Annotated in this window: 17 protein-coding genes and 1 tRNA gene; 3 read left to right on the top strand and 15 right to left on the bottom strand. The window is 61.9% G+C overall.

Features of this window, described 5'->3' with window-relative positions:
• Nucleotides 1-46: 46 nt before the first annotated feature.
• Nucleotides 47-616, top strand: coding sequence for an RNA chaperone Hfq (gene hfq / locus D2V07_RS00985; RefSeq protein WP_119584164.1), 570 nt, complete (start codon nucleotides 47-49; stop codon nucleotides 614-616).
• Entirely contained in the window at nucleotides 616-1,935 is a 1,320-nt protein-coding gene (hflX, locus tag D2V07_RS00980; RefSeq protein ID WP_199698719.1) for a GTPase HflX, read from the top strand. Before hfq ends, hflX begins: the two co-directional genes overlap by 1 nt.
• On the opposite strand, the gene mazG is transcribed toward hflX, so the two are convergent.
• The 10 genes from mazG to D2V07_RS00935 form a co-directional block, all read right to left on the bottom strand.
• Nucleotides 1,932-2,690 carry a nucleoside triphosphate pyrophosphohydrolase gene (mazG, locus tag D2V07_RS00975; protein WP_119584162.1) on the bottom strand — a complete coding sequence of 253 codons (759 nt, stop codon included), beginning with the start codon at nucleotides 2,688-2,690 and terminating at the stop codon, nucleotides 1,932-1,934. The two genes, hflX and mazG, sit on opposite strands and share 4 nt — an antisense overlap.
• A gap of 93 nt (nucleotides 2,691-2,783) precedes the next feature.
• Complete coding sequence (locus tag D2V07_RS18655) at nucleotides 2,784-2,951, bottom strand: hypothetical protein (RefSeq protein WP_199698701.1); 168 nt, start codon at nucleotides 2,949-2,951, stop codon at nucleotides 2,784-2,786.
• The gene (locus D2V07_RS00970) at nucleotides 2,948-3,715 is read right to left on the bottom strand and encodes an MBL fold metallo-hydrolase (protein ID WP_119584161.1); all 768 of its coding nucleotides are present in this window, start codon (nucleotides 3,713-3,715) and stop codon (nucleotides 2,948-2,950) included. The genes D2V07_RS18655 and D2V07_RS00970 overlap by 4 nt, the downstream gene beginning before the upstream one ends.
• Nucleotides 3,712-4,509, bottom strand: coding sequence for a TatD family hydrolase (locus D2V07_RS00965; RefSeq protein WP_119584160.1), 798 nt, complete (start codon nucleotides 4,507-4,509; stop codon nucleotides 3,712-3,714). Before D2V07_RS00965 ends, D2V07_RS00970 begins: the two co-directional genes overlap by 4 nt.
• Entirely contained in the window at nucleotides 4,509-6,065 is a 1,557-nt protein-coding gene (metG, locus tag D2V07_RS00960; protein ID WP_119584159.1) for a methionine--tRNA ligase, read from the bottom strand. The genes D2V07_RS00965 and metG overlap by 1 nt, the downstream gene beginning before the upstream one ends.
• On the bottom strand, nucleotides 6,058-7,020 hold the full coding sequence (locus tag D2V07_RS00955) for a DNA polymerase III subunit delta' (RefSeq protein WP_119584158.1): 963 nt from the start codon (nucleotides 7,018-7,020) through the stop codon (nucleotides 6,058-6,060). Before D2V07_RS00955 ends, metG begins: the two co-directional genes overlap by 8 nt.
• On the bottom strand, nucleotides 7,017-7,652 hold the full coding sequence (gene tmk / locus D2V07_RS00950; protein WP_119584157.1) for a dTMP kinase: 636 nt from the start codon (nucleotides 7,650-7,652) through the stop codon (nucleotides 7,017-7,019). The genes D2V07_RS00955 and tmk overlap by 4 nt, the downstream gene beginning before the upstream one ends.
• Nucleotides 7,649-8,782: a D-alanyl-D-alanine carboxypeptidase family protein gene (locus D2V07_RS00945; protein WP_119584156.1), complete on the bottom strand. Its 1,134-nt coding sequence runs from the start codon at nucleotides 8,780-8,782 to the stop codon at nucleotides 7,649-7,651. The genes tmk and D2V07_RS00945 overlap by 4 nt, the downstream gene beginning before the upstream one ends.
• A gap of 59 nt (nucleotides 8,783-8,841) precedes the next feature.
• The gene (locus tag D2V07_RS00940; RefSeq protein WP_119584155.1) at nucleotides 8,842-9,903 is read right to left on the bottom strand and encodes an SPOR domain-containing protein; all 1,062 of its coding nucleotides are present in this window, start codon (nucleotides 9,901-9,903) and stop codon (nucleotides 8,842-8,844) included.
• Complete coding sequence (locus D2V07_RS00935) at nucleotides 9,887-10,918, bottom strand: lytic murein transglycosylase (RefSeq protein ID WP_119584154.1); 1,032 nt, start codon at nucleotides 10,916-10,918, stop codon at nucleotides 9,887-9,889. The genes D2V07_RS00940 and D2V07_RS00935 overlap by 17 nt, the downstream gene beginning before the upstream one ends.
• 170 nt (nucleotides 10,919-11,088) lie before the next feature.
• Here D2V07_RS00935 and D2V07_RS00930 point away from each other — a divergent pair.
• Nucleotides 11,089-11,178, top strand: a tRNA-Ser gene (locus D2V07_RS00930).
• Nucleotides 11,179-11,389: 211 nt separating this feature from the next.
• On the opposite strand, the gene lpdA is transcribed toward D2V07_RS00930, so the two are convergent.
• The 5 genes from lpdA to D2V07_RS00905 are packed head-to-tail and all read right to left on the bottom strand — an operon-like array spanning nucleotide 11,390 to nucleotide 15,356.
• Nucleotides 11,390-12,805, bottom strand: coding sequence for a dihydrolipoyl dehydrogenase (gene lpdA, locus D2V07_RS00925; RefSeq protein ID WP_119584153.1), 1,416 nt, complete (start codon nucleotides 12,803-12,805; stop codon nucleotides 11,390-11,392).
• On the bottom strand, nucleotides 12,806-13,111 hold the full coding sequence (locus D2V07_RS00920; RefSeq protein WP_119584152.1) for a hypothetical protein: 306 nt from the start codon (nucleotides 13,109-13,111) through the stop codon (nucleotides 12,806-12,808).
• Nucleotides 13,111-13,476 carry an acyl-CoA thioesterase gene (locus tag D2V07_RS00915; RefSeq protein ID WP_119584151.1) on the bottom strand — a complete coding sequence of 122 codons (366 nt, stop codon included), beginning with the start codon at nucleotides 13,474-13,476 and terminating at the stop codon, nucleotides 13,111-13,113. Before D2V07_RS00915 ends, D2V07_RS00920 begins: the two co-directional genes overlap by 1 nt.
• Entirely contained in the window at nucleotides 13,476-14,009 is a 534-nt protein-coding gene (locus D2V07_RS00910) for a hypothetical protein (RefSeq protein WP_147366877.1), read from the bottom strand. Before D2V07_RS00910 ends, D2V07_RS00915 begins: the two co-directional genes overlap by 1 nt.
• Nucleotides 14,010-14,021: 12 nt before the next feature.
• A complete protein-coding gene (locus D2V07_RS00905) occupies nucleotides 14,022-15,356 on the bottom strand; it encodes a pyruvate dehydrogenase complex dihydrolipoamide acetyltransferase (RefSeq protein ID WP_119584149.1) in 1,335 nt (444 codons plus the stop codon).
• Nucleotides 15,357-15,454 lie beyond the last annotated feature (98 nt).

Here is a 15,454-nt window from a genome sequence, read left to right as displayed (position 1 = left end):
GCCAGATTGCGGGCTTACACCTGCCAAAAACGATGGAGTCAGAAGAATGGCCAAGGGCACCCTTTCGGCACGGCCACGACCGGTGGCAGAACCCGAATCGCGCGCCGCGAAACCTGCCGGGAATGGCAAGAATGCCAATTTGCAGGATATTTTCCTGAATCACGTCCGCCGCGAAAAGATTCCCGTCACGATGTTTCTCGTGAAAGGAGTGAAGCTGCAGGGTATCGTGACTTGGTTCGACAATTTTTCGATCCTGCTGCGGCGGGACGGGCAATCGCAGCTTGTCTACAAGCACGCGATTTCCACCATCATGCCCGGGCAGCCCGTCGATGCCGAACAGTTCGGCAGCGGGCCCGACGGTAACCGCAAGCTTCGCCTGTTGCAGGACATCTTCCTCACCCGCGTTCGCGATGCGGACGTGCAGGTGACGATGTTCCTGGTGAACGGTGTGATGCTGCAGGGACGGATCGCCAGTTTCGACCTTTTCTGCATGTTGTTGGAACGTGATGGCTATGTGCAGCTTGCATACAAGCATGCTGTATCCACGATCCAGCCCGATCGGCCGGTCGACCTGACCGACGACGATCTGGAAGATGACGAAGGCGAAAGCGACTGATTGTCGACGACGATATTGAAGGTGAAGTCACCCGCGGGGCGCGGGCGCTTGTCGTCTGCCCGGACATCCGCGCACAGCGCCGCGAGGATGATCCCGAAGCACGTCTGGAAGAGGCAAAGGGGCTCGCGCTAGCGATCGGCATCGTCGTGGCCGAGGCTTTCATCATTCCTGTGCGCGAAGTGCGTCCCAATACCCTGTTCGGGGAAGGGCAGGTGCAACGCATCGCCTCCGACTGCGAACTGCACGAGGCGGAACTCGTCATTGTCGACGGTGCGCTATCGCCCATCCAGCAACGCAATCTGGAAGAGAAGATCGGCCGCAAGGTCATCGATCGCACCGGCCTGATCCTGGAAATTTTCGGAGAACGTGCAGCCACTGCCGAAGGCCGGCTGCAGGTAGAACTCGCTCACCTGGATTATCAGGCAAGCCGCCTCGTGCGCAGCTGGACCCACCTTGAGCGTCAGCGTGGCGGCTTCGGCTTCCTCGGCGGTCCGGGCGAAACCCAGATCGAGGCCGACCGTCGCCTGATCCGCGACCGCATGGCCAAGCTGCGCCGCGAGCTGGAACAGGTCCGCAAAACCCGCGAACTCCACCGCAAGCGGCGGGGCAGGGCACCGTGGCCCGTCATCGCACTGGTCGGATACACGAATGCCGGAAAATCCACGCTTTTCAATCGCATGACCGGTGCGGATGTGATGGCGGAAGACCTGCTGTTCGCAACGCTCGACCCGACCATGCGCGCTGTAACTCTGCCGGGCATAGAGAAAGCGATCCTGTCCGATACGGTGGGCTTTATCTCGGACCTGCCGACACAGCTTGTCGCAGCGTTTCGAGCGACCCTGGAAGAGGTCACGGCAGCCGACATCGTCCTGCACGTGCGTGACATCGCCAATCCAGACACGGCATCCCAGAAAAAGCAGGTGTTACAGGTGCTGGCGGATCTGGGAGTGACCGATGAAGAGGGGGAAGGGGAGCCGACCACAATCCTCGAAGTCTGGAACAAGTGGGACCTTCTCGACCCTGAAATGCGCGAGGAACTGGCGGGCATTGCGGAAAACGACGACACGGTCATGCCAATCTCGGCCATAACGGGTGAGGGCGTGGACGCGCTACGCGAAAAGCTGGGAGCGAAATTGACAGAAGGCGCCCGGCGCCATTCGCTCATGTTGCCGGCCAGGGACGGCGCGCGTATCGCCTGGCTGCACGCCCACGGTGAAGTTTTGTCGGACAATGATGGCGGAGAGGGTTCCGACGGCCCGATGCGCCATATCGAGGTCCGCCTGACGGAAAAGGAATGGGGCCGCTTCGAGACGCTCTAACCTTCGCGTTCCTGGCGTTTTACTTCCTGCCACAGCTCTTCCTGACCATGCAGATCGCGGCTTGCAAAGTTGCCATCAGCCAACTCTTCCATCGCGCGATAGCGACGCTCGAACTTCGCGTTGGCGGCCTTAAGGGCATCCTCTGCCCCGATCCCGTATGATCGCACCAGATTGACTGCCGCAAACAGCAGGTCTCCGGCTTCTTCCTGGCGGGTTGCATCGTCTGCCTCGTGCAGCTCGCGAATTTCCTCCGCCAGTTTCTCCGTCGGGCCATCGTGGTCAGGCCAGTCAAAGCCGTCTCGTGCGGCGCGTTTCTGCAACTTTTCTGCGCGCATCAGGGCTGGCAAGGCGCGCGCCACGCCGTCCATAGTGCTGGTCGAACCTTGCACGGCGCGTTCCGCTGCCTTGATATCCTCCCAGCGCTTGCCGTCCATTACGCCGCCTTCGTCGCCGAAGATATGCGGGTGCCGGGCCTCCATCTTGTCCGCAATGGAACGCGCGACATCGTCGAAATCGAAGCAACCGGCTTCCTCGGCCATGCGGGCGTGAAAAACTACCTGCAAAAGCAAGTCGCCAAGTTCACCACGCAGGTCGGCCATGTCGGCGCGTTCGATAGCGTCGGCAACCTCGTAGGCTTCCTCGATCGTGTACGGTGCAATGGTTTCGAACGTTTGCGCAACGTCCCATTCGCAACCGCGCTGCGGATCGCGAAGGCGGGCCATGATCGAAAGGAGGCGGGCTAGTTGTTCGGACATCGGCGGCTCCGGCACAGGACCAACTAAAGGATGATAATATATATTATGTTAAATGCGAGGGCGGCTCATCGGGGTTTGATTTCGGTCGTGCCCTCAGATTACCAGCGTGAAAAAGAACGTAAGGCCTGCAAAGATGCATCCCCAGATCAGCGCCATGCGTATCGTCTTCGACATGTTTACCTGATGAGACCGGTACGTACCGATCGCCAGGACCAGCCAGCCGAGCAGCGCCAGGATGGAAACGAGCGACGTTTCGTTCATGCGACCAGCTCCATCCCGTCGTATCCGACGAGCACATTGTCTGGCACCTCGGCGCTGAGCGTTGCGTAATCCATGCTCTTGTCGAGATGCGACAAGACAGCCCGGCGCGCGTCGCAGCGTTCAGCAAATTCCAGCGCCATTCCCAGATGCGCATGGGTGGGATGCGGTTCACGGCGCAGGCAATCGGTAACGAGAATATCGACGCCGTCGAACAGGTCGATCATGTCATTGGTAATTTCGCTGAAGTCCGTTGCGTAACCAATTGATTTACCGTCAGCTTCAAAGCGATAGGCCGTGGTGGTGATCGGTCCGTGCGGCATCTCCACGCTCTCTACGCCGAACCCCGCGTGGATACGCAGTGTGTCCAGCGAACTGAGTTCCACAATAGTGTGATAGCCGTACTGGCCGGAGAAAACGTAACCAAACCGGTTCCGCAGCCGGCGGCAGCATTCGGTCGAGGCAAATCCGGCGATCGGTCCGCCGCGGCCATAACGCATGGGGCGCAAATCATCGATGCCGTGGCAATGGTCCGCGTGGTCGTGGGTCCAGAACACTCCGTCCAGCTTGTCTATGTTGTTCGTCAACAGTTGCTGACGCAGATCGGTGGACGTGTCCACGAGGATCCGCTTGCCCTCATTGCTCTCCACGATGATGGATACGCGGCTACGACGGTTCTTCGGCTCGTTCGGGTCGCAATCGCCCCAGTCGTTACCGATGCGTGGTACACCGGTGGACGTACCACTCCCAAGAACCAGCAGCTTCACGAAGTGGCCTTTGCTTTCGTGAACAAATTGAAGAAGTTGCGCGACGTGGTTGCAGCAAGATCTTCGACATTCTCGCCACGCAGTTCCGCCACGAATGCAGCCGTATGGCGGACGAAGGCGGGTTCACAGGTCTTTCCGCGATGCGGCACGGGTGCCAGGAACGGGCTGTCGGTTTCAACCAACAGTCTATCCTCCGGAATTTCCCTGGCGAACTCCTGCAATTCCCTGGCGTTCTTGAACGTGACGATACCCGAAAGCGAAACCGTGAGGCCGAGGTCCAGCACCCTGCGCCCGAAATCGGCGCTGGCGGTGAAACAGTGAATCAGCGCGGGAAAGGCCCCCTTCCCCATTTCTTCGGTCAGGATATCGGCCGTGTCGTCCTCCGCGTCGCGGGTGTGAATGACCAGCGGAAGGCCGGTTTCGCGGGCCACATAGATGTGCATGCGGAACAGATCGCGCTGCACCGCGCGGTCGGACTTGTCGTAATAGTAGTCGAGCCCGCTTTCGCCGATGCCGATTACGCGCGGGTGATCGGTAGCGCGGCGCAGGACCTGCCTGCCAAGGTCGGCATGTTGGTCCGCCTCATGCGGGTGGATGCCCACGGTCGCCCATACGTCGCTCTCGCGCTCTGCCGTGGCGACGACATCACGCCATTCCCGCTCTCGAGTGGAAATGTTGAGGAACCCGGTCACGCCTGCCGCACGGGCATTGGCGAGAACCTCATCCTGCCGTTCGGCGAGCCCTTCGTAATTCAGGTGGCAATGGCTGTCGATCAGCGGGGCGGCGAGCGTCATCAGGCGCTCTCCACCGCGGGCACATCAAGCCTAGGGAAAACGGGCTTCGGGCTATCGATGATGATCGTCCCCATACTCGGGTCGGTTGAGCTGAGCGCGGCATAATCGCGCTCATTGGCGGGGATCGAGAGCGCGTCGAGGATCTTTAACGAAGCTGTTGGAATGACTGGCATAACAGCGACGGCGAGATCGCGGATACAGCCGCAAAGCGTGGCGAGCACGCGCTTCATTCGCTCCGGATCGGTCTTGCGCAAGGCCCAAGGGGCCTGCTCGTCGACGTAGGCATTGCAGGCATAGACAGCCTGCATCCATGCCTCCAGCCCGGCGGCGAATGCCAGTTGCTCGAACTGTGCGGGAAGTTCTACAGCGCAGGCCTGGCGCACACGGGCCCGCAGGGCTTCGTCCACCGCTTCTACCGGAGCTTCTGCCGCGACAGTGCCGTCGCAGTTCTTGGCGATGAAACTCATCACGCGCTGGGCCAGGTTGCCAAAACTGTTGGCCAGTTCTGAATTCGCCCTGTTTACAATGGCCTCTGCCGAATAGCTGCCATCCTGACCGAAGGAAAACTCGCGCAGCAGGAAATAGCGCAATACGTCCACCCCATAGGCCTCCACGAGGGCTGCGGGATCCGTGACGTTCCCAGCGGACTTGCTTTCCTTCTTGCCATCGCGGCTGAGGAGGAAACCGTGCGCGTAGACTTGTTTGGGCAGAGCAATGTTCGCGCTCATGAGGAAGGCGGGCCAGTACACCGTGTGGAAACGGGTTATATCCTTGCCGACCAGGTGGAGATCTGCCGGCCAGAACCTTGCCATGTTTTCGGTATCGTCGGGAAAGCCGAGGCCGGTGAGGTAGTTGGTTAGAGCGTCGACCCACACGTACATCACATGGCCTTCGCTGCCGGGCACCGGCACACCCCAGTCGAAACTGGTGCGGCTGACGGAAAGGTCGCGCAGGCCGCCCTCCACGAACCGCATCACTTCGTTGCGGCGGCTTTCGGGTCTGATGAAGTCCGGATTGTCGTTGTAGAGCGCCAGCAGCTTGTCACCGTAGGCAGAGAGCCGGAAGAACCAGGTTTCCTCCGCGGTCCATTCAACCGGTGTGCCTTGCGGTGACAGCTTCTCGCCGCCCTCGCCTTCTTCCAGCTCGCTTTCGTCATAGTAGGCTTCGTCGCGAACCGAATACCATCCCTCGTAGCGATCAAGGTAAAGGTCGCCGTTGGCTTCCATGGCTTTCCAGATTGCCTGGCTGGCGCGGTAGTGATCTTCATCCGTGGTTCGGATGAAGCGATCATAGGAGATATCAAGGGTCTCGAACAATGACTTGAAATGTCCGGACATTTCATCTGCCAGTTCACGCGGGGTCATGCCCAAGTCACGCGCCTTCTGCGCCATTTTCAGGCCGTGCTCGTCGGTGCCGGTCTGGAAACGTACGTCGCGTCCCATCTGGCGATGGAATCGGGCGAGGACATCGGCCGCGATCGTCTCGTAAGCGTGGCCGATATGCGGCTTGCCGTTGGGATAATGAATCGCGGTGGTCAGATAGAAGGTTTCAGCCATTTGCGGGCGTCCTAGAACCCGCCAGACCTGCAAGCAAGGTGCCGATTTCCATCACCAGCAGGCCGGGATCGAAATTGTAGGTCGGTGCCTGCCCGGCGAGGCGCACCAGTTCGCTGTGGGTTTCCACCATCGCAGGGATCTGCGCATGGGGGATGGTGCGCATCTGGTCCGCCACCACGGCGCGGGCAAGTTCGATGGCGGCGAGCTGCTTCTCGCGGCTTGGCCGCTGCCCCATGGCACCCGCCAGGCGGCCACGCAGGACGAAGTCCGGATCGCCCCGTTCGACCACCTGCTGCATCAGCGTGTGAATCTTGCCGAGGTCGAGTTCGACGAAATCGATTGCCGCGCCCGGCGAACCGCTGGCAGCGGCGATGGCCGCGGTGCGCTCTTCGCTGCTTGCCTGCGGGCTCTCCCGCGCGAGCACCGCGTCCATGTCGAGATCGGACACGCGGGGGAAGTTCAGCACCCGGCAGCGCGAGCGGATGGTAGGCAGCAATCGCCCGATGCGGTGGGCGATAAGCAGGAAATAAGTGCCCGCCGGCGGCTCCTCCAGGCTCTTCAGCAATGCGTTGGCCGCGCTCGTTTCCATGTCGTCAGCCGGATCGATGATGACAGCGCGGCGGCTGCCCAGCGTGGGCCGGGTATTCAGTCGGCGCTGCAATTCGCGGATTTGGTCCACCTTGATATTGCGCGCGAGTTCATAAGGCTTGCCTTCGTCCCGCTTTTTCGCCTCGGTATCGTTTCGCGGGGGATGGCTGAGATAGCGGATATCGGGATGTTCGCCCGGTGGCTGCGGTATCCCGTCTTCCGCCACCAGTTCACGCGCGGCGGCCATGGCGAATGCGGACTTGCCCACCCCCTTGCGACCTGAAAGAATCCAGCCGTGATGCATGCGCGCGCCGGAGAGCGCGCGGTGCCACGCATCCCACGCTTGCTCATGCCCGATATAGGTCAACCGCCTTCCCCGATGGAGGGCGCCATGGCGCGCATCACGCGCAGGTGTACATCGGCAGGAGTGCCGCTGGCATCGATCAGCACGAACCGTTCGGGATCCGTGACTGCAAGCTGGCGGAAATGTTCGGCCACCCGCGCATGGTAGGCGGCGGGCTTGCCACCGATACGGTCAGCATCGTTACCGTCGCGTTCGTGCAAGCGCTGGGCGATCTCGTCCGTCGGTGCCTGAAGCAGGAAGGTGATGTCGGGCATCAGGGCATGAGAGCCCAGCGTATGGAGCGAGAGCACGGCATCGTCCGACCACTCTCCTCCCCCGGCCTGATAGGCCCGCGAGGAATCGATAAACCGGTCGCATACCACCCACTCGCCACGGTCGAGCGCGGGTCCGATGAGGTGCGATACGTGATCGGATCGGGCAGCGGCAAACAGCAGGGCCTCGGCGCGGGTGTCCCAGGCGAAACGCTTGTCCAGCAGCAGGTCGCGAATAGCTTCTGCACCGGGGGTGCCTCCCGGTTCGCGCGTCTGCACGACCTCCAGGCCGCGCCCGCGCAGGGCATCGACAAGTAGGTGCGCCTGCGTGGACTTGCCCACGCCTTCGCCGCCCTCGAAGGTGATGAACCGTCCACTCGTCATGCCAGCCATTTCCTCCAGGCGTTGAAGACCCGCTGGGCAGCGTTTGCCTGGCCGACGGATTGCGCGGCCTCCAGCGGCGCTTCCAGAACCTGCTCGCCATTCACGCTAAGGCGCAAGCGGGCAATGCGGTCTCCGGCAGCAATCGGGGCCTGGATCGGTCCGCGATAGACAACTTCCATCGACCAGCTTGCAGCGTCCGCCCCGCGCGGGATTGCAGCGAGAACCGCCTCGGGTGTGCGCAAGGGGACGCTGGCACTGGTACCGTCCTGCACCCGCGCCTGCCCCACCTCTGTTTGCGCGGCCAGAACGACTTCCGTATCGAAAGCGTCGAAGCCCCATTCAAGGAAGTCGCGCGCGGTTTGATCGCGCAACCTGCTTTCGGGCGATCCGGCCAGCACCATCACCAGCCGCCGACCGCGACGCTGTGCCGAGCCAAGAAAGGTGTAACCGGCCTCACGCGTATAGCCGGTCTTCATACCGTCCGCCCCCTTCACACGCCCCGTGACGGGGTCATGGTTGGCCTGGGCGATATCGCCCCAGCGCAGCGAACGGTGGCCGAAATAGCGGGCATAGAGATCGGGATACCGCTTGACCATGGCTTCTCCCAATCGGGCCAGGTCGCGCGCGGACGTATAGGTCTGCCCGCCATCGGGATAGCCGTTGGGAGATCCGAAATGCGTATCGCGCATTCCCAGCTCGGCTGCATTCGCATTCATCAGTGCCAGCCAGCTATCCTGCGATCCCGTGGCAGCCACGGCCAGAGCCACGCTCGCATCGTTGCCGGAAACCGTGGTTATGCCCAGCAGCAGTTGACCGATGGTGGGCTGGTCGCCAGCGCGCAGGAACATGTTGGAGCCTTCGGCATACCATGCATCTTCCAGTTCCTGAGAATATTCGAACCGCATGCCAAGGCGCAGGGCGCCTTCGTCGATGAGTTTGAAGGCGGTGTAGGCGGTCATCACCTTGGTGACCGACGCGGGCATGAAGCGCCGCCCCTCCTCGCGCGAGAACAGCGTCTGCCCGGTGGTGACGTCCACCATGAGAGCCACGGGTATTTCCGCAGGCACCGGTGCAGGAATAGTGGCCGAAGTCGCAGGACTGGCGGCAAGGCACAGGGCTGCCGTTGCCATCGCCAAAGCCTTCAATCGATGCACGCGCTCTCCACCGCTTGTCGCGGCAGGAACAGGTCTCAGCCGCTGGTCAGGATTCGCGCATCGCTATAGCCCGCCCGCCGCACGTTGGCGAGCGAGGCCTCGGCTTCTCCACGGGTGGCGAAGGGACCGGTACGGACGCGGTAGTACTCGCCCGACTGCGTGACATTCCCACCCAGCACATTGGCTGCCCGGCGCGCATTGTCCGGGTTGGAGAAAGCGGCGGCCTGCACCACAAAGCCCTGCTCTATCGCAGGAGTGGCAACCTCTGCGGGCGGCGAAGCCGGTTCTGCTTCGACCTCCTCTTGAATTGCCTCGACGCTGGCCAAGGTCTGTTCGTCAGGTTCTGGAGCTGGATGGCTGGCTGGTTGTTCCTCTTTAGGCTCAAGCGGTTCCACAACCGGAAGCGCCGGTGTTGCCTCGGCAAACTCGACCGGCGGCGTATCCGCTGCGGGTACTGCGGAGGACGCAGCCAGATCTACCGTTTCCAGCGCGCGCGGTGTCTCTGCGCTTGTTGCAAGAGACACCGATCCGCTCTCCGGCAAACGACGCTGCAGCACGGTGACCAGGGAAGACGGCGTATCCATGCGCAAGGGCGCGGCGTCGCCGCGGCGAAGTATGGCGCGTTGCTCCTCCGGCGGGTTGACCCGGCGCACCCGCACCGGTGTTTCCACGTTTCCACCCAGTTGGGCCATGGCAGCGGGAGAAAGCGCGACAATGTGGTTCGTCGTCATCGGACCGCGCCGCTCGAGGCGGACGAGAACGGTACGACCAGTCTCTAGCGACGTAATCTCGACATAGCTGGGTACGGGCAACGTATGGTGGGCACCGGAATAGCCCATCGTATCCGCGTCCAATGCGAGGTAGCCCACCTCGTCATAATTAAGCACATCCGCCGGCGTGTAGGTCGTGCCTGCCACCTGGTACGGGTCACCTATCAGGATAGGGTAATCCGCCTGCGGACCATAGTCCGGCAGGGCCGAAACCGGCGCAATGTTTTCTTGATACGAAGCCCCGCAGCCAGCGAGGCCAGCGGCAACAAAAATGGTTACCAGCGCACACGCGTGGAACCGGGTCTTGGGGTTATCTACTGATCTCATCTGCAAGCAATCCCACACTCATCGCGTAGTAATTCGAGCAGTTATATTCGAGGATAACCCTATAATTCTGGGTTAAGAGGTAGCCAGGTTCTGCCGGACCGTCCGGTTCGAAGAGTGCAGCCATCACGTCATCACTAATGGGAGCGCGGGGCTCAATGCCCCTTTCGCGCCATTCGCGAACGGTCAGCCAGCGACTGTGGCGTTCATGCACACGCGGACAAACCGGGGAATTCACGCGGTTCTCGAGACCGCTGCGGTCGGCCGAATTGGGCACGTAGGCGCGTACGGCCCACGGTTCTCCCGTGCGCCACCCCGCATCGCGGAAATAGTTCGCAATCGAATGCATGGTGTCCGCGTCGGAGTTCCACAGATCGCGATCACCGTCACCATCCCCGTCCTTTGCGAGCCGCAGATAGACGCTTGGGAGGAACTGCCCGTTGCCGAATGCTCCGGCCCAGCTTCCGACAAGGCGAGAGCGCGGTACGCCCTGGTCCACCATTTTGAGAACATCGATCAGTTCGCGCTCGAACAGTTCGCGGCGACGACCTTCCCACGCCAGCGTTGCGAGTGAGCGCGGCAGATCGAAACTGCCCATCACGGCACCATAGGCTGTCTCATGACCCCAGATTGAAACGACGATTTCGGCCGGGACGCCATACTGGCGCTCCACCTCGTTACCGAGCGAACGCACCTCGGAAAGCTTGCGCACTCCGCCGTTGATCCGTGAAGCCGTATTATGGCGGGCGAGATAGCCGGCCATGGAGGGAAAGCCGGTGCTGGTGCCAGACCCGCTGGAAGATACGTTCTCGCGATCCAATGCCAGTACCCTGTTGTTAGGCTCCAGGCCGGTGAACACCGCATCGATGGTGGACTGGCGCACGCCCTCGGCCCGAGCGTGCTGGGCCACGATGTCGAGATATTGGTCAAAAGTCTCGCTCTGCGCCCTGGCGGGAGCGGTCGAGGCGGCTAGGATGGCGGCGAAAGCGCCGATGTGGCGCAGGGATTTCAGGAGCATGGGACACAGCCTACCCCACCGACCTGCCCGTGTGAATCCCTGTTTGTCCATTTGCGACGAATTGCCGCTCGCGCGCGCCCGCTATCACCCTCAGCCACCCCCAGGGGCATCTGGCGATTTTGATGGGTGACAACGGCGCGACTTGCCGTTAGCCAGCGCCTGCTCCGCGCGGACAGGTGGCAGAGCGGTTGAATGCACCGGTCTTGAAAACCGGCAAGGGTGCAAGCCCTTCGTGGGTTCGAATCCCACCCTGTCCGCCAGCGAGGCACTAGGACATTTGCTCGTCGTCTTGCAGCGGCATGTCGCGACGTTCGGGGGACACCCCGTCGATAGCGACGCGTTCGGGGCGACAGCCTTCCTGCGGTTGATCAGAAATCTCGTATTCCATCACATTCACCTCTCGCCCTTAAAACGCGCAAGAGGTGAATGTTTTCCGGTATTTGCGACCAACCGTTCGTCGCTGTTTTCGCCCTAGATATGGATCGCGCGGCCGTAGGCCGCCAGCACGCTTTCGTGCATCGACTCAGAGATCGTGGGGTGCGGGAATACCGTTTGCATTAGTTCGGCCTCGGTCGTTTCCAGCGTCTTGCCCACGACGTAACCCTGGATCATTTCGGTCACTTCCGCGCCTACCATGTGCGCGCCCAGAAGCTCGCCGGTCTTGGCATCGAACACCGTCTTGGTGAACCCCTCCGCTTCTCCGAGCGCGATGGCCTTGCCGTTGCCGATGAAGGGGAACATGCCGACTTTCACCTCGTGGCCCGCTTCCTTCGCCTTGGCCTCCGTAAGGCCGACAGAGGCGATTTGCGGGTGACAGTAGGTACAACCGGGAATGGCATCGCGGTTGAGCGGGTGCGGGTGCACGTCCTTGTTGCCCAGTTCCTGCGCGATGGCCTCTGCCGTGGTCACGCCCTCATGGCTCGCCTTGTGCGCCAGCCACGGCCCTGGCGTGCAGTCACCGATGGCCCAAAGGCCCTTGGACTTCGTGCGGCCATAGTCGTCGATCTGGATGAAGCCGCGATCCATTTCTGCCAGCTTGTCGAGCCCGACATTCTCGGTATTCGGCATGATGCCAATGGCGACGATGCAGTGCGAGAACTCGTGGTCGGCAACCTTGCCGTCCTTGCCCTTGATCTTGGCTTTCACGCCCTTCCCGTCGGTCTTGATGTCCTCGACACCAGCGCCGGTCATGATCGTCATTCCCTGCTTGGAGAGGCTCTTTTCCAAGAACGCGGATACTTCGGCATCTTCCACCGGCACGATCCGGTCTAGCATCTCGACCACGGTAACATCGGCGCCCATATCGTTGTAGAAGCTGGCGAACTCGATACCGATCGCGCCGCTACCGATGACCAGCAGCTTCTTCGGCATTTCCTTGGGCGTCATGGCGTGGCGATAGGTCCAGATGCGCTCTCCATCGGCCTTGGCAAACGGCAGGTCGCGCGCACGCGCACCGGTGGCGACGATCACGTGCTTGGCGGTGAGCTTCTCTTCGCCCTTCTCGCCTTTCACCGTGAGCGAAGTCGGGCCGGTCAGCGTGCCCTCCCCCATGTGGACGGTGATCTTGTTCTTCTTCATCAGGTGCGTCACGCCCTGGTTCAGCTGCTTGGCAACGCCGCGGCTGCGCTTCACCACGGCCTCGAGGTCGGCCTCGATCTCGCCTGCGATTTTGAGGCCATAGTCCTTGGCATGCTGGGCGTAGTGCAGGATCTCAGCCGAGCGCAGCAGCGCCTTGGTCGGGATGCAGCCCCAGTTGAGGCAGATACCACCCAGGTTCTCGCGCTCCACGATAGCGGTCTTGAGGCCCAGCTGCGCGCAGCGGATCGCCGCGACATAGCCGCCGGGCCCGGAACCGAGAACGATAACATCGTATGAGTTTTCAGCCATTTAACTTGTCCACTTGGCAAAGATTGAAAGGGTCGCAAGCGCGCACGGAACGATGGCCCATAGCTGGGCGAAGCGATAGAGGACGGCAGGCGGCTCGTGGCGCCGCATCGGGATGCCGAGGGAAAGCGCGATGGCACCCCATATTGCCACCGCTGCGCTCGCTGCGCGGGGGATCTCATCCACGTCGAAGAAAAGAAAAGTGCCGCCGATCAACGCCGGCAGTCCTAGCCAGAACAGGACAAGGCCGAGCGCGGCGTGCCGCGAACCGAAGTATTCGATGGTCCTCTGATCGAACAGACCGAACATCAGTCACCCACCGCACGGGGCTTTCCGTGGTTATCCACGGCGACAAAGGTGAAGGTGGCAGAGGTGACAAGCTCCTCATCCTCCGAGTGCCTGTCGCGCCGCCATGCCTGTGTATCTATCGCCATGCTCGTGCGGCCAACCCGGGTTATTTCCGCATAGACAGAAACTTCGTCACCCACCTTGACCGGCTTGTGAAACTCCATCCCGTCCATGGCGATGGTGACCGCCCTGCCCTTCGCCCGCCGTGCTGCCACGAGGCCCGCGCCCGAATCCATCAGGCTCATCAGCCAGCCACCGAAGATGTCGCCGTAGACATTGGCATCGGCGGGCATTGCGGTGACGCGCATGGCGGGGTTGCGCTCCATCACCGGGCGCGCCGCATATCCAGTTCGACCCCGTCGAACCAGCGGATGGTGAAAGCATCATCGCCGTCGAACTCGATGTTGGGCGCCTCGGCTGATCCCGGGCCGAAAGACTCGCCCCCCTCGCAGAGCAACACCAGTTCATCGCCCGACGGCGCTGCGTCAGGTTCCGGCTGCTCGCACGTTTCGGTGAAACTGGAATATGCAGACAAATCGCCTTCCAGCGCGGCGCCTTGCCAGCGGGCAGCGCCCCGGTCGATCGTCAGCGACAGCTGTTCCAGCGCGGATAGCTGCTTATCGCCGTAGGCCTGCGCGCCGCCTTGCGGATAGCTGAGCCTGGCGGACGTGGCATTCCACGTCCCGAAGATCGCAGCGCTCACTGGTTCACCGGCGGGAGGAAGCGGAGAAGGCTCTGCCGTTGCAACGCTTTCGGTCGAAGGCTCTGTTGGTTCGCTGTCGACCACATCCTCTTCGGCAGCGCTGCAAGCTGCCAGCATGGTGCCGAGGCACAGGACGACGATCGCTGATACGTGCAACCTTGCCAACGGTCAGGCCACCAGACCCAGTGGCGATTCGACCAGTTCCTTGAACACTTTCATCAACTGCGCGCCATCGGCGCCGTCGATCGCGCGGTGATCGAAGCTGCCGGTGGCGCTCATTACCGTGGCGACCTGCAGGCTGTCGTCGATAACATAGGGCCGCTTTTCACCCGCGCCGATAGCCATGATCATGGCCTGGGGCGGGTTGATGACGGCTTCGAACTGCTTGATGCCGAACATGCCCATGTTGGAAAGGCTGGCGGTGCCACCCTGAAACTCTTCCGGTGCCAGTTTGCCGTCCTTGGCGCGTGTGGCGAGATCCTTCATTTCGGTGCTAATCTTGCTCATCGCCTTGGACCCTGCATCCTTCACGATCGGAGTGATAAGGCCGTTGGGGATCGACACGGCGACGGAGATATCGGCGCGGCTGAATTTCAGCATGGTATCGCCAGCGAACTGCACGTTGCAGGCTGGCACCTGCTCCAGTGATTTCGCCAGCGCCTTGATAAGCATGTCGTTCACCGACAGCTTTATCTCCTGCGGCTCCAGCGCCTTGTTCAGCTCGCCGCGCAGTTTCAGCAACGCATCGAGGCGGATGTCCACTGTCAGGTAGATATGCGGGACTTGCTGCTTGCTCTCGGTCAGGCGGCGCGCGATGGTCTTACGCATCGAGGAAAGCTTCTCGACCTCGTGCGGGATGCCGTAATCCTGCGCCTTGGCTGGCTTCTGCTCGACAGCCGGAGCCATTTCCTTCTCTGTCGCGGTGGACGCGGGCGCGGCTGCCTCCGGCTTCGCATTTTCCACGTCAGCCTTCACGATACGGCCGTTCGGGCCGGAGCCCTTAATGGTTGTCAGGTCGAGGCCCTTCTGCTCGGCAATCCTGCGCGCGAGCGGGGAGGCAAGAATGCGCTCGCCATCCTTTGTGGGTGCTGGCCCGGCTTCGACATCGTCGCTCACCGGAGCGCGGGCGGGCTCGGCATTTTCGCGAGGTTTGGCCTTGGCCGGCTCGGCGGGCGCTTCCGGTGCGGGTTTTTCTTCCTTCGCCGCTGGAGCGGGGGCAGCGCTGCCGCCATCCACCGGCTCGACCTCGCCCACATCCTCGCCTTCCTCTGCCAGGGTAGCGATGACGGTGCCGACCTTCACACCCTCGGTGCCTTCCTCAACCTGGATATGGGCGATGGTACCCTCGTCCACCGCTTCGAATTCCATCGTGGCCTTGTCGGTCTCGATCTCGGCCATGATGTCGCCAGAGGAGACCTTGTCACCCACTTTCACGAGCCATTTGGCAAGCGTGCCTTCCTCCATGGTCGGCGAAAGGGCGGGCATCTGGATGGCAATCGGCATAGGGGCGACAGGCTCCGTCAATTCGTTGGTTTGCTTGCCTGCTCTCTGGCCAATTTGGCCGCGCGGGGCAAGGCATCTTGCGGAAATCGCGCTTTCGC

This window comes from Aurantiacibacter zhengii (assembly GCF_003584125.1).
GTDB lineage: Bacteria > Pseudomonadota > Alphaproteobacteria > Sphingomonadales > Sphingomonadaceae > Alteraurantiacibacter > Alteraurantiacibacter zhengii.
Note: the sequence above shows the minus strand (reverse complement) of the source record. Positions and strands in the feature narration are given on the sequence as shown.